21 protein-coding genes and 4 tRNA genes are annotated in these 19,392 nt (G+C 74.3%); 16 read left to right on the top strand and 9 right to left on the bottom strand.

Annotated features, from left to right (window positions below):
- The first annotated feature begins 33 nt into the window (after positions 1–33).
- Genes OG500_RS21035 through OG500_RS21045 form a run of 3 tightly spaced genes read left to right on the top strand, consistent with a single transcriptional unit; the run spans position 34 to position 1,017 of the window.
- Positions 34–411, top strand: a complete 378-nt coding sequence (locus OG500_RS21035) for a type II toxin-antitoxin system RelE/ParE family toxin (RefSeq protein WP_327068227.1) — start codon at positions 34–36, stop codon at positions 409–411.
- Positions 408–743, top strand: a complete 336-nt coding sequence (locus tag OG500_RS21040; protein ID WP_327068228.1) for a helix-turn-helix domain-containing protein — start codon at positions 408–410, stop codon at positions 741–743. The genes OG500_RS21035 and OG500_RS21040 overlap by 4 nt, the downstream gene beginning before the upstream one ends.
- A 13-nt stretch (positions 744–756) precedes the next feature.
- Positions 757–1,017, top strand: coding sequence for a helix-turn-helix domain-containing protein (locus OG500_RS21045; RefSeq protein ID WP_327068229.1), 261 nt, complete (start codon positions 757–759; stop codon positions 1,015–1,017).
- Positions 1,018–1,146: 129 nt separating this feature from the next.
- Here the strand turns inward: OG500_RS21045 and OG500_RS21050 are convergent.
- The 4 genes from OG500_RS21050 to OG500_RS21065 form a co-directional block, all read right to left on the bottom strand.
- A tRNA-Phe gene (locus tag OG500_RS21050) sits at positions 1,147–1,220 on the bottom strand.
- Between the two features lie 27 nt (positions 1,221–1,247).
- A tRNA-Asp gene (locus OG500_RS21055) sits at positions 1,248–1,321 on the bottom strand.
- Positions 1,322–1,374: 53 nt separating this feature from the next.
- Positions 1,375–1,447: transfer RNA gene (locus tag OG500_RS21060), tRNA-Glu, on the bottom strand.
- 155 nt (positions 1,448–1,602) lie between these two features.
- Positions 1,603–1,944, bottom strand: a complete 342-nt coding sequence (locus OG500_RS21065; RefSeq protein WP_327068230.1) for a metallopeptidase family protein — start codon at positions 1,942–1,944, stop codon at positions 1,603–1,605.
- 181 nt (positions 1,945–2,125) lie between these two features.
- On the opposite strand from OG500_RS21065, the gene OG500_RS21070 reads away from it, so the two are divergent.
- The 3 genes from OG500_RS21070 to OG500_RS21080 all read left to right on the top strand — a co-directional run bounded on the left by OG500_RS21070 (position 2,126) and on the right by OG500_RS21080 (position 6,585).
- Entirely contained in the window at positions 2,126–3,094 is a 969-nt protein-coding gene (locus tag OG500_RS21070) for a hypothetical protein (RefSeq protein ID WP_329582483.1), read from the top strand.
- A gap of 228 nt (positions 3,095–3,322) precedes the next feature.
- Complete coding sequence (locus OG500_RS21075) at positions 3,323–5,620, top strand: DEAD/DEAH box helicase (protein ID WP_327071620.1); 2,298 nt, start codon at positions 3,323–3,325, stop codon at positions 5,618–5,620.
- Between the two features lie 116 nt (positions 5,621–5,736).
- On the top strand, positions 5,737–6,585 hold the full coding sequence (locus OG500_RS21080; protein ID WP_327068232.1) for a TIGR02452 family protein: 849 nt from the start codon (positions 5,737–5,739) through the stop codon (positions 6,583–6,585).
- An 85-nt stretch (positions 6,586–6,670) separates the two neighbouring features.
- Here OG500_RS21080 and OG500_RS21085 read toward each other — a convergent pair whose 3' ends face one another.
- Both OG500_RS21085 and OG500_RS21090 read right to left on the bottom strand, forming a co-directional pair.
- On the bottom strand, positions 6,671–7,543 hold the full coding sequence (locus OG500_RS21085; protein ID WP_327068233.1) for a DUF3592 domain-containing protein: 873 nt from the start codon (positions 7,541–7,543) through the stop codon (positions 6,671–6,673).
- A gap of 175 nt (positions 7,544–7,718) precedes the next feature.
- Positions 7,719–8,021 (bottom strand): hypothetical protein, encoded by a 303-nt coding sequence (locus OG500_RS21090; protein ID WP_329582488.1) that lies wholly within the window; start codon positions 8,019–8,021, stop codon positions 7,719–7,721.
- A gap of 177 nt (positions 8,022–8,198) precedes the next feature.
- On the opposite strand from OG500_RS21090, the gene OG500_RS21095 reads away from it, so the two are divergent.
- From OG500_RS21095 to OG500_RS21140, 10 genes are all read left to right on the top strand, one after another.
- Complete coding sequence (locus tag OG500_RS21095; protein WP_442907047.1) at positions 8,199–8,882, top strand: nucleotidyltransferase domain-containing protein; 684 nt, start codon at positions 8,199–8,201, stop codon at positions 8,880–8,882.
- 74 nt (positions 8,883–8,956) lie between these two features.
- Positions 8,957–9,029, top strand: a tRNA-Lys gene (locus OG500_RS21100).
- A gap of 228 nt (positions 9,030–9,257) precedes the next feature.
- The gene (locus OG500_RS21105) at positions 9,258–10,433 is read left to right on the top strand and encodes a hypothetical protein (protein ID WP_329582491.1); all 1,176 of its coding nucleotides are present in this window, start codon (positions 9,258–9,260) and stop codon (positions 10,431–10,433) included.
- 109 nt (positions 10,434–10,542) lie between these two features.
- Positions 10,543–11,802 carry a hypothetical protein gene (locus OG500_RS21110; RefSeq protein ID WP_329582494.1) on the top strand — a complete coding sequence of 420 codons (1,260 nt, stop codon included), beginning with the start codon at positions 10,543–10,545 and terminating at the stop codon, positions 11,800–11,802.
- A 101-nt stretch (positions 11,803–11,903) separates the two neighbouring features.
- Positions 11,904–12,653 carry an HAD family hydrolase gene (locus OG500_RS21115; protein ID WP_327068237.1) on the top strand — a complete coding sequence of 250 codons (750 nt, stop codon included), beginning with the start codon at positions 11,904–11,906 and terminating at the stop codon, positions 12,651–12,653.
- Positions 12,650–15,058 carry a glycoside hydrolase family 65 protein gene (locus OG500_RS21120; protein WP_327068238.1) on the top strand — a complete coding sequence of 803 codons (2,409 nt, stop codon included), beginning with the start codon at positions 12,650–12,652 and terminating at the stop codon, positions 15,056–15,058. Before OG500_RS21115 ends, OG500_RS21120 begins: the two co-directional genes overlap by 4 nt.
- A 129-nt stretch (positions 15,059–15,187) precedes the next feature.
- A complete protein-coding gene (locus OG500_RS21125) occupies positions 15,188–15,808 on the top strand; it encodes a helix-turn-helix domain-containing protein (protein WP_329582499.1) in 621 nt (206 codons plus the stop codon).
- A gap of 81 nt (positions 15,809–15,889) precedes the next feature.
- Positions 15,890–16,051: a DUF6126 family protein gene (locus OG500_RS21130; RefSeq protein WP_327068240.1), complete on the top strand. Its 162-nt coding sequence runs from the start codon at positions 15,890–15,892 to the stop codon at positions 16,049–16,051.
- A gap of 64 nt (positions 16,052–16,115) precedes the next feature.
- Positions 16,116–16,595 carry a carboxymuconolactone decarboxylase family protein gene (locus OG500_RS21135; protein WP_327068241.1) on the top strand — a complete coding sequence of 160 codons (480 nt, stop codon included), beginning with the start codon at positions 16,116–16,118 and terminating at the stop codon, positions 16,593–16,595.
- Between the two features lie 88 nt (positions 16,596–16,683).
- Positions 16,684–17,415, top strand: coding sequence for an MgtC/SapB family protein (locus OG500_RS21140; RefSeq protein ID WP_327068242.1), 732 nt, complete (start codon positions 16,684–16,686; stop codon positions 17,413–17,415).
- Between the two features lie 70 nt (positions 17,416–17,485).
- Here the strand turns inward: OG500_RS21140 and OG500_RS21145 are convergent, their stop codons facing one another.
- From OG500_RS21145 to OG500_RS21155, 3 genes are all read right to left on the bottom strand, one after another.
- Positions 17,486–17,725, bottom strand: coding sequence for a hypothetical protein (locus OG500_RS21145; protein WP_327068243.1), 240 nt, complete (start codon positions 17,723–17,725; stop codon positions 17,486–17,488).
- Positions 17,726–17,961: 236 nt separating this feature from the next.
- Positions 17,962–18,537 (bottom strand): TetR-like C-terminal domain-containing protein, encoded by a 576-nt coding sequence (locus tag OG500_RS21150; RefSeq protein ID WP_329582504.1) that lies wholly within the window; start codon positions 18,535–18,537, stop codon positions 17,962–17,964.
- Entirely contained in the window at positions 18,537–19,388 is an 852-nt protein-coding gene (locus OG500_RS21155) for an alpha/beta fold hydrolase (RefSeq protein ID WP_329582507.1), read from the bottom strand. The genes OG500_RS21150 and OG500_RS21155 overlap by 1 nt, the downstream gene beginning before the upstream one ends.
- Positions 19,389–19,392 lie beyond the last annotated feature (4 nt).

Here is a 19,392-nt window from a genome sequence, read left to right on the forward strand (position 1 = left end):
CCCATACCATCTGCGTGATATACAGTGGCGGGTATGGGCGAGCGCTACTCCATCGAGCTGGAAGCGGAGGTGCGTCTCTGGCTTGCGAGTCTCACCCCGCAGCACTATCGGCAGGTCGAGGAGAAGGCTGATCTCCTTGCCGAGTACCCGACCACGCTCGACGAACCGCACTCGCGGAACCTGGGTGATGGGGTGCGGGAACTGCGCCTCGGTCTGAGCGGGAACGCGGTGCGGATCAGCTACTGGCTGGCGCCTGGACGCCGCATCGTTCTGCTCACCGTCTTTCGCAAGACCCGAATGCGTGAGGAGGCGGAGGTCAAGCGGGCCAAGGCCGCCAAGCTGGCGTGCGAGACGGGGCACCCGGAAGCTCATGAGATCTACAGTCGCAACACGGCGGAGGAGGAACGGTGAACCACGCACGCTGGCAGCTGGCTCGGGACAAGCGCGCACTTCACAGGGAGATCGAGCCCCCCGCGATCATCGCCGAGCGAGAGCAGATTCGTCTGGCCATGGCACTCGGCCAGCTCGTCTACGACCGGCGTACCCAGCTGGGACTGAGCGAGGACGATCTGGCGGTTCGCCTCGGTAGCACCGCTGACGAGGTGGAACACATCGAGGTTGGTGGAGTCCTCCCGGTCACGTCCGACCTGCTTCTCCGGATTGCCGCGGCTCTGGAGGTGTCTGTGGACGTCCATCTGGCGACCTCGGGCACGGCAGTCAGCTTCGCCGCTCGCGCCGCATAGCCAGGAGGAAGCCGTGGACTATGGGCAGCAGTTGTCGGCCGCTCTGCGGGACAGGCGAAGGCAACTGGGGATCTCCCAGACCGAACTCGCCCGGCGGGCCGGCATGACGCAGCCTGGCATCTCCCGCGTGGAACTGGGGGACACGACCCCGACCCTTCCCCTTCTGGCGCGGCTCGCCGAGGCGTTGGAGGCAGACCTCGACATCCGGCTGGCCCCCCTGGACGGAAGGACGACGATGCGCTTCGTGCCCCATCGTCACGCCGACGCGGCGTGACGGCAGGGGTGGTGGCGCTGCGGCAAAGACGTGGAGGGTCTGACCGTCCGCTGTCCCGTTGGCGTCAAACGACGCGAAAATGCCCCCGAAGCGAGCTGCTTCGAGGGCATCATGGCTGGCCAAACTATGTGGCCAGGGCCGGGGTCGAACCGGCGACCTTCCGCTTTTCAGGCGGACGCTCGTACCAACTGAGCTACCTGGCCGTACTGCACCGTCCCTTGCGGGACGAGCGATCCTGACGGGACTTGAACCCGCGACCTCCACCTTGACAGGGTGGCGAGCTAACCAACTGCTCCACAGGACCTCGACAGAGCCTTACGGCCCTGAACTGTACTACGTTTACTGCCTGGTACTGCGTGCCCCCAACGGGATTCGAACCCGTGCTACCGCCTTGAAAGGGCGACGTCCTGGGCCACTAGACGATGAGGGCTTGCGGCCCGCCCGGCTGTTCTCCAGCGGTCGGGGACGTGAGAAGCATATGGGATGCGGGCGGGAACGCCAAAACGGGTTTGCCGGGGGCGGGCCGGGGGGTCGGGGCCGCGACCAGCGGTGTTGCGCAGCGCGCGGCCCGGGGTGCGGCGCGGGTCAGGACCAGCCGAGCTCGTGCAGCTCGTGATCGTCGAAGCCGAAGTGGTGGGCGACCTCGTGGATCACGGTGGTGCGGACCTCGGCGACGACCAGCTCGCGGGTCTCGCACTGCCGCAGGGTCGGGCCGCGGTAGACGATGATCCGATCGGGCAGCACCCCGGCGTACCACTCGCCGCGCTCGGTGAGCGGGGTGCCTTCGTAGAGGCCGAGCAGGTCGGGGGTGGCGGGGTCGGGCTCGTCCTCGACGAAGACGGCCACGTTGTCCATCATCGCCGCCAGTTGCGGGGGGATCTGGTCGAGGGCGTCGCTGACCAGCGTCTCGAATTCGTCCCGGCTCATGTCCACCCGGCCATTGTCCCGGGCGGGCTGAAGCCGTGCCAGGTGATGGCGCCTCGGACCGGTGCGGTCGGCCGGATCCGCCGGGAGGGTGGCCGTGTCCCCGGGGCGCGACGGGCGTTGGGCACCGCAAGGGGCCGCCGGTCGGTGCGGCCAGGGTGGGGTGCGCGGAGAGGCGGCGGCAATGGTTCCGACGGGTGCGAGCGGACAGCCGGACGAGCAGTCGGGCGGGCGTTCGGGCGGTCCCCTGGGGCGGCGCGGGCGGTCCGCGGTGGCGCGGATCTCGGTGGCCGCCCGGGTGCGGGCGGCCCGGGCGGCCGCGGGGCAGGGGGCGGACGCCGCGGCTTCGCGCCGGGTGGCCCTGCGGTCGGTGGCGGCGCGGGCGGCGGCGCGCACGGCGGTGCTGGCGCTGGCCGGGCTGACCGCGACCGGCTGCATGGAGGTGGGGTCGGGGCAGGGACAGCAGCCGGTCGGCCACGTCTCGGGGGTGGCCAGTCCGAGCGGCAGGGCCAGCGGGGCCCCCGGCCAGCCGCGGGCCGGTGGCACCGCCGTCCGCCCGGAGCGCCCCGGCGGCCGGGTTGAGGGGGCGTCAGGGGCGCCCGGCGGGGCTCCGGCCGGCGCGGCCGGCGGCGAGGTGGCTCCGGTGAACGACCCGAGCCCGGGTGTGTCCCCGGCGCCCGGGGCCGGTGGGGGCGTGGTGGCGGTGCCCGCGCCGCCGCCCGAGCCGGGGGCGCCCGCGGCGGCGGGCGGTGCACCCGCGGCGGGCGGCGCGCAGGGTGGCGGGCCCGCCGCCGGTGCCACGGGCGGCATGGGCGGGGGCGCGGCCGGTACCGGCGGTGCGCAGGGCGGCGGCGGCACCGGCGGGCCGACCACGGGCGGCGCCACGGGTGCGGGTGGGGGCGGCACCGCGGGCACCGGCAGTGGCACGGGCGGCACCGGCGGCGGTGGGACGACGGCGAGCCCCGGCTCCTCCGCCGGGGCGGGCGGCACCGGCGGGGCGTCCGGCGGCGCCGCCAGCCCCGGGACCTCCGGCGGCTCCTCGGCGGGGTCGCCTCACCCGTCCGGCGCACCGGCCTCGCCGACGGGTGCGCCGGCGCCCTCCGCGAGCAGTAGTGGATCTACGACCGGGAGTGCCGGTTCGGCCGCACATTGACCAGGTCGGCCCCCGGGTTTGCCTTCGGAGTGATGGTTCCTCTATGGTGGGAGATCGTTCGTTTGATCCATTTGACTGGCGCCCTCATTTTCACCTGGCGCCCTTGGCGCGTTCCGGCGATCCGTGGCTGACCGCATAGAGGCGGTTGTAAGTCAGAACCCCGGACTTAGGCGCGTGCCACTTCCGGAAGGTTTTGCATTGTCTCTCGTTGACGACGCCCGCTTCGTCATGCCCGCTGACGCCCAGGACGAGGCCCTCGCCGCCGCCGACCTGACCGACACCACCATCGACGCCTCCATCGCCGAGCTCGAGGCCGACGTCGAGAACACCGACGTCGACACCGACGCCGCCGAGGTTGAGGCCGAGGCCGAGCCGACCGTCACCTTCGGTGACCTCGGTCTGCACGACGACGTGGTGCGTGCCCTCGCCAAGCGTGGCGTGACCACCCCGTTCCCGATCCAGGCCGCCACCATCCCGGACGCGCTGGAGGGCAAGGACGTCCTCGGCCGTGGCCGCACCGGCTCCGGCAAGACCCTGAGCTTCGGCCTGCCGCTGCTCACCCGCCTCGCCGACGGCGAGCGCACCAAGCCCAAGCACCCGCGCGGCCTGATCCTGGTGCCGACCCGCGAGTTGGCCATGCAGGTCGCCGACGCGCTGGAGCCGTTCGGCTCGGTGCTCGGCCTCAAGCTCAAGGTCGTCTGCGGCGGCACCTCGATGTCGAACCAGATCTACGCGCTGGAGCGCGGCGTCGACGTCCTGGTCGCCACCCCCGGCCGCCTGCGCGACCTGCTGAACCGCGGCAGCGCCAAGCTCGCCGACGTCCAGACCGTCGTGCTCGACGAGGCCGACCAGATGGCCGACATGGGCTTCCTGCCCGAGGTCACCGAGATCCTCGACCAGGTGCCGGCCGGCGGCCAGCGCCTGCTCTTCTCCGCCACCCTGGAGAACGAGATCGACAGCCTGGTCAAGCGCTACCTGAAGAACCCGGTCACCCACGAGGTCGACCCGTCGGCCGGCGCGGTCACCACCATGACCCACCACATCCTCGTGGTGAAGCCCAAGGACAAGGCCCCGATCACCAACGCGATCGCCGCCCGCAAGGGCCGCACGATCATCTTCGTCCGCACCCAGATGGGTGCCGACCGGGTGGCCGAGCAGCTGATCGAGGCCGGTGTGAAGGCCGACGCGCTGCACGGCGGCATGACCCAGGGCGCCCGCACCCGGGTGCTGGGCGACTTCAAGGACGGCTACGTCAACGTGGTCGTCGCCACCGACGTCGCCGCGCGCGGCATCCACGTGGACGGCATCGACCTGGTGCTGAACGTGGACCCGGCCGGCGACCACAAGGACTACCTGCACCGCTCCGGCCGCACCGCCCGCGCGGGCCGCTCCGGCGCCGTCGTCACCCTGGTGCTGCCGCACCAGCGCCGTGGCGTCTTCCGCCTGATGGAGGACGCGGGCGTGGACGCCTCGCGCCACATCCTGGACCACGCCTTCGACGCCGAGGTCGCCAAGATCACCGGCGCCCGCTCGCTGATCGAGGTCCAGGCGGAGAGCGCCTCGGGCATCGCCGGTGCGGCGGAGCGCGAGGTCGCCGAGATGACCCGCCAGCTGGAGCGCGCGCAGCGCCGCGCCAACGAGCTGCGCGAGGAGGCCGACCGCCTCACCGCGCGGGCCGCTCGCGAGCGGGCCGAGCTGGGCATCGAGGACGAGGCGCCGGTCGAGGCGGCCGAGGGCGAGACCGTCGAGGCTGCCGAGGCCGTCGTCACCGAGCCGGTGCGCGAGGTGCGCGAGCCGCGCGAGGACCGGGTGCCGGCGTACCGCGAGGCGCGCAACGAGCGTCCGTCCTACGGCGACCGCGACCGCGGCGGCCGTGGTGACCGTGACAACCGTGACAACCGCGGTGGCTTCGGTTCGCGTGACCGTGACGACCGCGGTGGCCGCTCCTTCGGCGGTGACCGTGACAACCGTGGCGGTTTCGGTTCGCGTGACCGTGACGACCGTGGTGGCCGCTCCTTCGGTGGCGACCGTCCGGCGCGTTCCTTCGGTGACCGTGACAACCGCGGTGGCTTCGGTTCGCGTGACCGTGACGACCGCGGCGGCCGCTCCTTCGGCGGTGACCGTGACAACCGTGGCGGTTTCGGTTCGCGTGACCGTGACGACCGTGGTGGCCGCTCCTTCGGCGGTGACCGTCCGGCGCGTTCCTTCGGTGACCGTGACAACCGCGGTGGCTTCGGTTCGCGTGACCGCGACGACCGCGGCGGCCGTTCCTTCGGTGGCGACCGCTCCTTCGGTGACCGTCCGGCCCGCTCCTTCGGTGGCGACCGTGACAACCGCGGCGGCGCCGGCAGCAGCCGTCCGTTCGCCCGCCGCGACGACCACCGCGCGGGCGGCCGTCCGCAGGGCGGCTCGTCCTACGGCGACCGCGACAACCGCGGTGGTGGCCGCTCCTTCGGTGGTGACCGTGACAACCGTGGCGGCAGCAGCTTCAACGGCGGCGACCGCAAGCCGCGTTGGAAGAACTGACGCAGTAGCCTGACCGTCCGGCGGGCCCGCTCCACCTCGGTGGAGCGGGCCCGCCGGCGTTTTCGCACCCTCAATTCGCTGGTGGGCGGGGGCGGGTTCGCCCTACCGTCGGACGGATGAGCGGCAGACTGCACCAAGTGGCCCGGGAGAACGAAGAGATCGCCGAGCGCGGGGGCTACCGGGAGCCCGGCGGCGCGACGGTGACGATCGGCGGGCTGCTGGCGGCGGCGCGGGCCGGCACCGTCTCGTACGGGCCGGACGGGCCGGACGGGCCGACCGGGGGCAGGGGGACGGTGGTGCCGGGCCCCGGGCGGCCGGCGATCGAGGTCACCGCGGAGGGCAGCCTCGAGGCCGCGGCCCGGCTGGTGGCCCTGGGCGGCCCGGAGGCCCGGGTCGGGGTGCTCAACTTCGCCTCCGCGCGCAACCCGGGCGGCGGTTACCTGCGGGGTGCCAAGGCGCAGGAGGAGGACGTCTGCCGGACCGCGCTGCTCTACCAGTGCCTGCTGGCGGCGCCGGACTACTACGCCGCGCACCGCGCCAGTGACGACCTGCGCTACAGCCACCGGGTGGTCTTCTCGCCGGACGTTCCGGTGATCCGCGACGGGCGCGGCGCGCTGCTCGCCCGGCCGTACCCGGTCTCGTTCCTGACCTCGGCGGCGCCCAACGCGGGGGAGCTGGCGGTCCGCGGGCAGGGGGAGGACCTGGCGGAGGTGCTGCGGGAGCGGGCCGCCCGGGTGCTCGCGGTGGCGGCCCGGCACGAGCTGCGGCAGCTGGTCCTGGGCGCCTGGGGGTGCGGGGTCTTCCGCAACGACCCGGTGCAGGTGGCCGAGGCGTTCGCGGTGGCGCTGGAGTCCTTCGGGGCGGCCTTCGAGCGGGTGGTCTTCGCGGTCTGGGACCGCGCGCGGGTGTCGGCCAACCGGGCGGCCTTCGAGGCGCGGTTCGGGGTGCCTGACGGGGGCGCGTGACGGGGCGCGTGACGGGTGCCTGGCGGGGCTGCCCGACGGCGGGGGCTGCCCGACGGCGGGGTGCCGGGCGGGCCGGCCGGGTCCGTCAGCGGTGGCCGAGGTTGGCGCCGACCATGATCAGGACCCCGCAGCAGGCGAGGACCGTGACCAGGCCGAACATCCGGGCCGCCGGGCCGGTGGTGGCGGAGCGCCGGCGCACGGTGGCGTCGAGGGCGAAGAGCAGCGGGTTCTCCGGCAGGTGGCGCACCGGGACCGGGGCGCCGTCCACCGGGTAGCTCTGGCTGCTCATGGTCTGCAGGTCGGCTCCGAGCACCTCCTCGCCGGCGGCCGAGGTGAAGGCCAGCACCGGGTGGTAGTGGTGCGCGTTGTCCCCGCCGCCGTCCACCACGAGCGAGCCGACGATCCGGCCGTAGCTGACAACTCCCTTGTCCCGCAGGGCCGTACAACGCTCGGACCGGCTCGCCCGGCGGGTCAGCACGGTGGCCGCGCCGAGCGCCACGCCGGAGGCGCCGAGCACCGCGCTGGTGGCGATCGCGTCGGGGTCGGTCCACCGGGTCAGCACCAGGGCGACCGAGCCGAGCGTCATGACCAGCAGGCTGCTCAGCGCGGCGTCGAAGACGCTGGTCTGCGGCCCGGCCTGGAACCGCTCCGGGGCGCTCGGCAGGTAGCGCACGGTGATCGGCTGCCCGGGCCAGCCGGCCAGCGGCACCCGCCCGCAGGACGGCGACCCGATCACCTCGCGCTCGGAGGCGGCATCGGTGAACCGCACCACGGGGACCAGCGCGCCGGCCCCGCCCCGGCGCGGGAGCAGCAGCACCTCGGAGACGGTCCCCTGGACCTCCGTACCGCGCCGCGCGAACCGGGTCAGCCCGAGCGTGATGGCCGGTACGCCCACCACGAGCAGGACCAGACCGGCCCACCAACACCCCAGCAGCACCTCGTGGCCGTCCCGGCCCATCGTCGTCCCCCTGTCCCCCCGACGCCCGCCCCCGCTTGCGGTCCGAGGCCGCCCCGGGCCCTGACGGGTGACTCCGCGTGACCCGTGCGGCCTCCTGGGTAGCCACTCTGATCCTGCCCCGTTCGGGCGCCGCTGTCACCAGGGCCGGGCGACCACCTGCCGACCGGCCGCGCGGTCAGCCCCGACCGCGCTCCGCGAGGGCCGAGGCGGCAGCCACCACGCCGGTCACCACGAGGACCGAGGGCCAGGCGCCGATCTTCTTCGCCAGCGGGTGCGAGCCGCCGAACGCGGCCACGTACAGACCGGTCAGCGCGGCGGCGGTGCCGGTCCCGGCCGTCCGCCGCCACCGGTAGGCCGCCCCGGCGCCCGCCACCGCCAGCACGGCTCCGCCGAGCTCCCGCTTGCCGCTCCAGCGCGCCGCGCCGTAGCCGCCGATGAGGCCGGTCGCCGCGATCAGGGTGGTCGCCGCCTTCGCCATGGTGCTCTCCTGTCGCTCGAACTCTGCTCGGATGTCTGCCGGATCTTCCCGGTGACGCGCGACGAGCCTAACCCGCCTGCTCCACGCGCCCCTGGGGCCGCCCGGTAAACCGGGTGCGCCGGGCGCGCGGCGGAGGGGAGACTGCCCTGACTGCGGCGCTGGTGAAGGGAGGTGGCGGTGGTGCGGGTACTGCTGTCCGGGGTGGTGGGGTCGACGGCGTACGGGCTGGCGCGGCCGGGCTCGGACGTCGACCGGCTCGGGGTCTTCGCGGTGGCGACCGAGGAGCTGCACGGCCTGCGGCGCCCGGCGGAGTCGGTGGTGACCACGGCGCCGGACCGGACCTTCCACGAGGCGGCCAAGTGGTGCCGGCTCGCGCTGGTCTGCAATCCGACGGCCGGTGAACTCCTCTGGCTGCCCGAGGACCTGTACGAGGAACGCACGCCGCTGGGGTCGGAGCTGATCGGGCTGCGGCACTCCTTCCTGAGCGCCGGCGCGGTGCGCTCGGCCTATCTCGGTTACGCCGGGCAGCAGTTGCGCAAACTGCGGACCCGCGACACCAGCCTCCCCGAGACCCGCGCCCGGGCGGCCAAGCACGCGCGGCACCTGGTGCGGCTGGTCGAGCAGGCGGTCGGGCTGCACGAGACCGGCGAACTGCGGGTCCGGCTCGCCGAGCCCGAGCGGATCTGGGAGCTGGGCGAGCGGATCGCCGACCGCCCCGAGAGCGCCGAGCCGCTGCTCGCCGAGGCCGAGCACCGCCTCGACCGCCCCGGCGTGCTGCCGGCGGCCCCCGACGAGCGGCCGGTGGAGGACTGGCTGCGCCGGGTGCGCCTGGCGAACCTGACGCCCCTGGCCGCGGCCTGACCGGCCGCCCGGGCGCCCTGCCGCAGAACCTTGCGGCGTGCCGCGGCGCGGTCTGGCATGATGTCCACGATGGAGGGGTGCTAGCTCAATGGGTAGAGCAGCGGACTTTTAATCCGTAGGTTCAGGGTTCGAGCCCCTGGCGCCCCACCGTGAGAGACCAGGTCGGCTCATCGTCGACCTGGTCTTTTTCGTTCCGCGGGGCGGGCCGTCAGGGTGCCCGCAGGGGTGGCGCGATACCGCTGGAGAGGGATCCCGTGTGCCCCTAAAGAGGCACGCTGACCTGCGATGATCCGGGAATCGCCGCAAGCCGGCGGCGTGTTGACGGCTACTGGACGCAGTGCTGGCGCGGATATCCGGGAGGCTTTCATGGGCGGCGTGGACCGAATTGCCCGCGAGTGCGTGCGGCCCGGCGATTCGCCGCGCTTCACGCCGGTGGACGAGGCGCACGCCGCCCGGCTCGCCGAGCTCGCCACCGAGCCGCCGCCGATCCTGGTGCACCGGCCGAGCATGCGGGTGATCGACGGCGCCCACCGGCTGCGGGCCGCCGCGCTGCGGGGCGAACCGCTGGTCGCCGTCGAGTACTTCGAGGGGACGGCGGAGGCCGCCTTCGCCCTCGCGGTGGAACGCAACATCGAGGCCGAGGGGCTGCCGCTGTCGGTGGCCGAGCGCAAGGCGGCGGCCGAACGGATCGTCAGGGGCCGCCCGGAGCTCTCCGACCGCTCGATCGCGCAGGGCGTCGGGCTCTCCGCCAAGACGGTCGGCGAGATCCGCCGGCGCGCCGTGGCGGGCGGGGCGCAGGCCAGTACCCGGATGGGCCGGGACGGGCGGCTGCGCCCGATCAACCCGGACGAGGGCCGACGGCGGGTGCTGGAGGTGCTCCGGGCCCGGCCGGGGGCCTCGCTGCGGGAGATCGCCCAGGCGGCGGGTGTCTCGCTGGGGACGGCGCACGGCGTGCGCAGCCGGGTGCACCGCGGCGAGGAGGCGGTGCCCACGCACGCGGCCGTCCAGGCGGCGGCCCGGCTGGCCGCGGCGGAGCGTGGTCCGGCGCCCGCGGCAGCGCCGGCTCCGGCACCTGCGGCGGCGCCCGCGCCCGTCGCGGTGCGGCGCGCCCCCGCGCCGGCCGCCGACCGGTCCAGCGGCCCCCGCTCGGCCGCCCCGCACCGCCCGCACCCGCCGGTGCGCTCGGTCGCCCCGCCGCCGTCGGCCGCACCGCCGGCCGCACCGTCCGCCGCCCCGGCGGCGACCGCCCCCGCCGAGTCGGCCGTGCGCCGCCTCGGCCCGCGCCGGGGGCCGAACGGCCGGTCGGCCCGTGAGCCCTTCGCCGGCCTGGCACTGCTGCGCCGCGATCCCTCGCTGCGCTTCACCGACCACGGCCGGGCCCTGCTGGTCTGGCTGCACCGCCGTCTGGTCGCCGTCGGCGAGGCGGAGCGCGAGCTCCAGCTGATCCCCCCGCACCTGCTCCCGGTGGTGGCGGAGCTGGCCCTGGAGTGCGCCGAGAGCTGGCGCGAGCTGGCCGACCAACTGCAGGGCCGGGCCCGGCAGATCGGATGACCGTGAACGGGGAAGGAGGAGAGCCGGGGTTACCGGAGGCGGCGCTGGGCAGGCAGCGGGAATGGATCGTGTGGGACGTGAACGGACGACAACGCCCGGGGAGCACGCGGTGCCCGGGCTGATCGACGCCATCCGCATCGCCGTCCGGTCCGGGACGGCCCCCGGGCCGGAGCTGCGGCTCGCCCTGGCCCGGACCGAGGACCTCGCCACCCTGCTGGCGGCCGGCCGCGAGCTGCGCGAACTGGGCGACGTGGACGAAGGTCTGACGTACCGTCGGATCACGGTGCTGCCGAGCTGCCCGCCCGGCGAGCTCGAACCCCTGCTGCGCGCCTGCCTGGTGGGCGCCGGGGTGCGGCCCGGGCTGATCGTCGCGCCGCCCCGGGCCTTCGCCGCCACCCTGGCGGCCGGCGGCCGCCCGCTCGGCGCCGATCTGCTGCTCTGCCTGCTGGACCCGGCGTTCTTCCTGCCACCCGAGCCCGAGCCCGAGCCCGACCACGGCCCCGGCGCCGGAGCCGGCTCCGGCCTCGGCTCCGGACCCGGTTTCGGCCCCGGCTCCGCGTTCGACCCCATCGACCCCATCGCCGCCATTGCCCCCGCCGACCCCACCGCGCCCTCCGAGCTCTGGCCGCACCTCGCCGAGCGGCTCGCGGTGCTGCGCACCCTGCTGGGCGCGGCGCTGGGCGCGGGGGAGGCGGTGGTGGTGCTGCACACCGTCCCGCTGCCGCGGGTGCTGCGCGACGCGGTGCTCGGCAGCCGGGCCCGGGCCGCGCTCACCGGGCTCTGGCACCGGCTCAACGCGAGCCTGCTCGCCCTGGCGGACGAGTACCCCAGGGTGCGGGTGGTCGACCTGGTCGGTCTGCTCGCGGAGGCTCCGGTGCCGGCCCGCGCCGATCCGGTGCGCGCGCCTGCCGACCCCCTCGGGCCCACCGCACCGGCGTACTACAGCCCGGGTGCCCTGCTTCTGTTCGCCCAGGAGGTGCGCCGGATCGTGCAGGCGGAGGCGGGGCTCTCACGCCGGGCGCTGGCCATCGACCTGGCGAGCCCGCTCTGGACGCAGGCCGCCGGCGAGCTGCGCCGGACCGTCGAGCGGCTGCGTGACCAGGGCGTTCGCCTGGTCCTGGTGGGCGGCGAGCCGGCGGGCCCGGTCCGTGCGCTGCCGCTGCCGCCGCTGGGCGCCGCCGAACAGCTGCGCCGGGCCGCCGCCGTGCTCGGCCTGCCACTGGAGGCCTTCGTCCACCTGGACGACTCCGCCTCCGAACGCAGCGCGGTGGCGGCCGAGTTGCCCGGGGTCGCGGTCGTCGGGGCCGAGGGCCCGGCCGACCGGCTGGCCCGCGCCCTGCTGCGGCACGGGTGGTTCGACCAGCCATGAGCCCGCCCTGACCGCTGGGTGGTAAGGGTCACAAGTGAACGCTGTACGGCGCGCCGTGCCGAATCGACCCGCAGCCGGGCGATCTGGTCCAGACTGCAACCATGCTGGGGCTACCTGACGACATCCGCGCCTACCTCTTCGACCTCGACGGCGTGCTGACGCAGACCGCGAAGGTGCACGCCGCCGCCTGGAAGAAGATGTTCGACGACTTCCTGCGTGAGGAAGCCCGCCGCACCGGCGACGAGTTCGTGCCGTTCGACCCGGTCGAGGACTACGACCGCTACGTGGACGGCCGCCCTCGTCTGGACGGTACGCGCACCTTCCTCGCCTCGCGTTCGATCGACATCCCCGAAGGCGACGAAGCCGACCCACCGGGCACCCGCAGCGTGTACGGTCTGAGCACCACCAAGAACGACCTGGTGCTGCGCCTGATCCGCGAGCAGGGCGTGCAGCCGTACCCGGGCTCGGTGGAGTACCTGCACCGGTTGCGGGTGCTCGGCCTGCCCAGGGCGGTGGTCTCGTCCAGCGCCAACTGCCGGGACGTCCTCAAGGCGGCCGGCATCGACGGTCTGTTCGACGTCGTGATCGACGGCCAGACGGCCAAGTCGCAGGGCCTGCCCGGCAAACCGGCCCCCGACACCTACCTCGCCGCCGCCAAGGCCCTGGGCATCGGGCCCGAGCACGCGGCGGTCTTCGAGGACGCGCTCGCGGGCGTGGCCTCGGGGCGTGCGGGGGGCTTCGGGACGGTGGTCGGGGTCAACCGGACCGGCCAGCGCGAGGCTCTGCTGGAGCACGGCGCGGACCTGGTGGTGGACGATCTCTCCGAACTCATCGAGGGGGCGGCGCAGTGACCGCACAGGAGGGCTTCGCGGTCGATCCGTGGAGCGTCACCGAACACCGTCTGGACCTGTCGGGCCTGGCCCGCAGCGAATCCGTCTTCGCACTCTCCAACGGCCACATCGGCCTGCGGGCCAACCTGGACGAGGGTGAGCCGCACGGCCTGCCCGGCACCTACCTCAACGGCGTCTTCGAACTGCGCCCGCTGCCCTACCCGGAGGGCGGCTACGGCTACCCCGAGTCCGGCCAGAGCGTCATCAACGTCACCAACGGCAAGCTGATCCGGCTGCTGGTCGACGACGAGCCGTTCGACCTGCGCTACGGCGAACTGCGCGGCCACCGCCGCTCGCTGGACTTCCGCGAGGGAGTGCTGCGGCGCGAGGCCGAGTGGACCTCGCCGGCCGGCCGGACCGTCAAGATCACCTCGGCGCGGCTGGTCTCGCTCACCCAGCGGGCGATCGCCGCGGTGGACTACGAGGTGGAGGCGGTCGACGGTCCGGTCCGGATCGTGGTCCAGTCCGAGCTGGTGGCCAACGAGCAGCTGCCGCAGGGCGGCGAGGGCGACCCGCGGGCGGCCGCGGTGCTGGAGGCGCCGCTGGTCGCCGAGGAGCACCACGCGCACGGCACGAAGGCCGCGCTGGTGCACCGGACCCGCTTCAGCGGACTGCGGATCGCGGCCGGCATGGACCACGTGATCGAGGGTCCGGAGGGCGTCAGCGTCACCTCCGAGGCCCGCGACGACCAGGCCAGGATCAGCGCCACCACCGTGCTCCAGCCCGGCCAGCGGCTGCGGCTGACCAAGTTCATCGGCTACGGCTGGTCGGCCACCCGCTCGGTGCCCGCCGTGCGGGACCAGGTCGAGGCCGCGATCACCGCGGCCCGCTACTCCGGCTGGGACGGCCTGCTGGCCGAACAGCGGCAGTACCTGGCGGACTTCTGGGACAACAGCGACATCGAGCTCGACGGCGACGTGGAGCTCCAGCAGGCCGTCCGGTTCGCGCTCTTCCACGTCCTGCAGGCCTCCGCCCGCAGCGAGGAACGGGCCATCCCGGCCAAGGGGTTGACCGGCCCGGGCTACGACGGGCACAGCTTCTGGGACACCGAGACCTTCGTCCTGCCGGTGCTCACCTACTGCCTGCCCGGCGCGGTTGCCCAGGCGCTGCGCTGGCGGCACACCACGCTGCCGCTGGCCCGCGAGCGGGCGGCCCAACTGGGCCTGGCCGGCGCGGTGTTCCCCTGGCGCACGATCCGCGGCGAGGAGTGCTCGGGCTACTGGCCGGCCGGCACCGCCGCCTTCCACATCGGCGCGGACATCGCGGTCGCCGTGGTGCGCTACGTCCGGGCCACCGGGGACGTGGAGTTCGAGCGCACCTACGGGCTGGAACTGCTCGTGGAGACCGCCCGGATGTGGCGCTCGCTGGGGCACCACGACCCCTCCGGCAAGTTCCGGATCGAGGGCGTCACCGGGCCGGACGAGTACTCCGCGATCGCGGACAACAACGTCTTCACCAACCTGATGGCGCAGAGCAACCTGCGGGCCGCCGCCGAGGCCGCCAACCGGCACCAGCTGGAGGCCGCCGCCCTGGGCGTCGACTCCGAGGAGACCGCCGCCTGGCGGGACGCGGCCAAGGCGATGTACATCCCGTACGACGAGACGCTCGGCGTGCACCCGCAGGCCGACGGCTTTACCCTGCACCAGCTCTGGGACTTCGAGAACACCCCGCAGGAGAAGTACCCGCTGCTGCTGCACTACCCGTACTTCGACCTGTACCGCAAGCAGGTGGTCAAGCAGGCCGACCTGGTGCTCGCCATGCAGATCCGCGGCGACGCCTTCACCGCGGAGCAGAAGGCGCGCAACTTCGCCTACTACGAGCGCCTGACGGTGCGCGACTCCTCGCTCTCGGCCTGCACCCAGGCCGTGATGGCGGCCGAGGTGGGCCAGCTCGACCTGGCCTACGACTACACCGCCGAGGCCGCCCTGATGGACCTGCACGACCTGGGCGGCAACACCCGCGACGGGCTGCACATGGCCTCGCTGGCCGGGGCCTGCATCGCGCTGGTGGCCGGGTTCGGCGGCCTGCGGGACTACGGTGAGGTGGTCGGCTTCCGGCCCCGGCTGCCCGCGGGCCTGACCCGGCTGGGCTTCTCGATGCGGGTGCGCCACCACCTGCTGCGGGTGGAGATCACCCACGAGGAGACGACCTACACGCTGCGCGAGGGCGACAAGCTGCGCCTCCAGCACGACGGCGAGTTCCTCTGGGTGGAGGTCGGCGCACCGGTGCGCCGGCCCACCGGGAAGCCGGTCAGCGGCGAGCGGCCGGTCCAGCCGCCCGGGCGCGAGCCGGCCCGCCGGACCTCCCAGGCCGGCCCGCAGATCGGGGCCGTGCTGTCCGGAGCGGAGCACCTGGCCGCGGAGTAGCCGGACGGGAACGGCCGGGCGACAACGGACGAGCCGCCGCCCCGACTTCGGTCGGGGCGGCGGCTCGGCGTTTTTTGCCTCTGAGGCACATTTGTTGCCTCTGCGGCACAGCAGGTGTGGACTGGTCCCATGACCACCGAACCGCAGGGCGAGCCGGCCCCGGACGAGGGCGAACTGCCCGGACTCGGTGCCCGCCTGCGCGAGCACCGGTTGGCCGGTCGCCTCACCCTGGAGGCCGCGGCCGCCCGGGCCGGGCTCTCCCCAGCGTATCTGTCCCGGCTGGAGACCGGCCGCCGCCAGCCCTCGCTGCCGGTGCTGCTCTCGCTGGCCCGGCTCTACGGTGCCACCGTGGCCGGTCTGCTGGGCGAGCAGACCGCCGCCGCCGACCCCGTGGTGCGCGGCGGCGAGATCGCCCCGGGCCGCGCCGGCGGCTGGGGCTACCGGCGGGCCGGCGTGGCGGGCCTGGCGATGCAGGCGCTGCGGGTGCACATCCCGCCGGGCCTGCAGGACGCGGTGGTCCGGGTGCATGCCGGCGAGGAGTGGCTGCACGTGATCCGGGGCCGGCTGCGGCTGACCCTCGGGCAGACCGGCTACGTCCTGGAGCCCGGCGACAGCGCCCAGTTCGACTCGCTCACCCCGCACCAGCTCGCCGCGGAGGGCAGCGAGGGCGTGGAACTGCTCTTCGTCCACACCCTGGTGCAGAGCCCGGCCAGCGAGCTGTGCCTGCCGGTCCCGACCCGGCCGCACTGACCGCCCGGTCGCACTGACCGCCCGCCTGCACCGAGGCAGACCCCGACACCCCCGGCACGTTTCGGACAAGGAGTTCGACCGATGGCCATCCAGCAGCCCCGCCCCCACTACGCCCCGACCACCGACGGCGGCAAGCGCACCGACCGCCGGGTGCTGATCCGCGTCTGCATCTACCTGGCCGCCGCACACGGCTTCGCGGCCTTCCTCTACCTGCTCTTCTGGCTCGGCGCGCACCGCGGCTGAGTGGTGCTCAAAGCACCCGTGTCGCAGGCCTGTTCACCGCCCGGGAGTCCCTAGGGTGGTTCGCATGACTACCGCGCTCCACCAGCAGACCGTTCCGGCTCCCGCCCCGCGCCTGGCCTTCCCCCAGGCCGCCGGCGGCGTCTACCAGGCCATGCTCCAGCTCACCGGCGCCGCGCACACCGGACTTGACCCAGCGCTGGCCGAACTGGTCAAGATCCGCGCCTCGTTGATCAACGGCTGCGCGTTCTGCATCGACATGCACACCACCGACGCCCGCAAGGCCGGCGAGGAGGAGCACCGCATCTACGCGCTGGCCGCGTGGCGGGAGACCCCGTACTACACCGCCCGCGAGCGGGCCGCGCTGGCGCTGACCGAGGCGGTCACCCTGCTGACCGAGGGCCACGTGCCGGACGCGGTCTACCAGGAGGCCGCCGCGCAGTTCGACGAGGCCGAGCTGGCCCAGCTGATCTCGGTCATCGCCACCATCAACGCGTGGAACCGGATCGCGGTCAGCACCCGGATGAGCCCGGCCCCCAAGGGCTGACCACCGGCGACGGCCGGCCACCGGCTGTTCGCCCGGGCGGCGGTGCGGGGTCCCCCACCCGTACCGCCGCGCGTCGTAGAGTGCGGCCGTGGCCGCCACCCTGAGCACCCTGGACTTCGTCACCCGGCTCGCCGTCGGCGTCGGCTGCGGCGCGCTGATCGGGGTGGAGCGTCAGTGGCGGGCCCGGATGGCGGGCCTGCGCACCAACGCGCTGGTCGCCGCGGGGGCCACCCTCTTCGTGCTGTACAGCGCCTCGGTGCTGGACCCCGGCTCCACCACCCGGGTCGCCTCCTACGTGGTCTCCGGCATCGGCTTCCTCGGCGGCGGGGTGATCCTGCGCGACGGCGCCAGCGTGCGCGGCCTGAACACCGCGGCCACGCTCTGGTGTTCGGCGGCGGTCGGGGTGCTGGCGGCCTCCGGGAACCTGCTCTTCGCGCTGCTGGGCACCCTCGGGGTGCTGGCGGTCCACCTGACCCTGCGCCCGGCGGGCCGGCTGCTCGACCGGGTGCCGCAGGACGACCCGGACGTCGAGGGCGTACGGGCCAGCATCCACCTGCTCTGCGACCGCAAGTCGGAGACGCAGCTGCGCGCGCTGCTGCTGCAGGCCATGACCACGGCCGGGCTGACCCCCACCGGGCTGCGCGCCCGGCGCGAGGACGAGCACACCACCAAGCTGCGCGCCACGGTCGCGGTCGCCGGGGATCCGGCCCGCGCGATGGAGCAGCTGATCACCCGGATGTCGCTGGAGCCGGGCGTGCGCGATCTGTACTGGCACCTCACCGAGGAGCGCCAGGATCCCGAACCCGAGGCGCTCGCCTGAGCGCCGGGCGGCCGGGCGGCTGGGCGGCCGGGCGGGCCGGGCCGCTGCCCGTATGGACGACCGGGGGCCGCTACTGCCCGTCCGACTCCCCGTAGCCGGGCTGCGGCCGGGCCGGCACGCTGCTCATCGAGCGCACGCCGCACACGATCGCCAGGCCCCGGCGCATCGCGGCCAGGCGGGTCAGGCCGGCCGAGCGGACGCTCGCCGGGCGACCGGAGGGACGCGGGGGCACGGCGGCGGTGCGCTGGGCGGGGAACGCGGCGGGGGAGCTCCCGAGGGCCGCGCGGTGGGCGGTGGTCGGCTGCGTCATGGGCCCTCGTCCTTCGCGGGTGAGCCGCGAGCGGACTCGCGGGTGGTACGCCTCGGCTTGCTGCTACCCGGGCGGGGCTCAGTCTGACCTTCGTTCGGCGACGAATCGGTCTCGATCCCTGTCCGAATGCGTACCGGCTGGGACTTTAGTCCCTTTTCCCTAGTGCTATCCGATCAGTCCATAGTCTGACCAGAGGTTCAGCGACAGGGTTGACCAGAGTTTGACCAGCCGTTGCCTCAGGCCCCGTCCGGCCAGGACCGCAGCCCGCTGGTCAGCAGCCCGATCAGCCGCTGCTGGGTCACCCCCAGGTCCTCCCGCAGCTGGAAGGCGCCGGCGATGGTCAGCGAGGCGAAGCCGTGCGCGAGGGCGCGCACGGTGCGGGTCGCATGCACCGCCTCGGAGTCCGCGATCCCGTAGTCCTCCAGCACCCGGAAGATCGCGCCGACCAGCGCGGTGGCCGCGTCGATCAGCTCCGGGTCGGCGCCGGAGGGGCTCTGCGGCAGGGCGGCGTAGCGGTGCGGGTACTCGATCGCGTAGCCGTGGTACGCCCGCAGCAGCGCGTCGACCGCCGCATCCCCGCGCAGCCCCTCGGTCGCCTGCCGGAGCCGGGCCGCCAGGTCGGCGGTGACCCTGATCGCGACCAGCCGGCGCAGCCCGCCCAGGCCGCCGGGCACGTGCTTGTAGAGCGAGGGGGCGGCGACCTTGGCCCGCAGTGCGACGCCCGCCAGGGTCAGGGCCTCGGGGCCCTGGTCGTCGATCAGGCCGAGCGCGTGGTCGACGACGAGGTCGGGGGTCAGTCCGGCGCGGGGCATCAGGCAACCTCGGTGAAGAAGGGGAGCAGGGCGGCGGCGGTGGCCTCGGGGTGGTCCGTCATCGAGTAGTGCCCGGCGCCGTCGATCATCACCTTACGGGCCTTGAGCGCCGCCGCCTGGCGGTCCGCCACCAGCTCCGGATCGGTGAAGTCGGGGTCCTTGGCGCCCATCACGACCAGGGCCGGGCAGCGCACGCCCTCGGTCCAGCCGACCGGCGCGGAGTTGCCCCGGACGTAGCCGCGGGTGGTCCGCTTGCGGCCGGGGGTGCGCGCCGCCCGCACCTGGCGGGCGATGTACTCGCCGTGGTCGGCGGGCTTGGTGGTGGGGAAGGCGACCTTGTCGAGGTAGAAGCCCCAGAACTTCGGGAAGGCGATCACCGCGCTGCCCATCACGTGGACCAGCGCCCGCTTCAGCGCCCCGGCCTCGGGCTGCTCGACGAAGGCGTTCAGCAGGACGATCCCGGCCACCTTCTCGGGGGCGGTGGTGGCGGCCTTGAGCACGGTGGCGCCGGTGTAGGAGTGGCCGACCAGGACGGCCCGCTCGATGCCCAGGTGGTCCAGCAGTGCGACGACGTCCCCGGCGATCGCGGCGGGGGAGTAGTCGTCCCAGGCGGACGAGGACTCGCCGAGGCCGCGCAGGTCCATGGTGATCACGCGCTGCCCCGCGGCGAGCAGCAGCGGGCGCAGGTAGCGGAAGCTGGCGCGCGGCTCCAGCATGCCGGGCAGCAGCACCACCGGGGTGCTGTCCTCGCCGGAGGTGCCGCGGCTGTCGGCGCCGAGCGTGTCGTCGAAGGCGATGGTGCCGCCGGGGAGCTGGAGGAACTGGGTCTGCGGGGCGGTGGTGGCGTTCATGGCG

This window comes from Kitasatospora sp. NBC_01250 (assembly GCF_036226465.1).
Lineage (GTDB): Bacteria > Actinomycetota > Actinomycetes > Streptomycetales > Streptomycetaceae > Kitasatospora.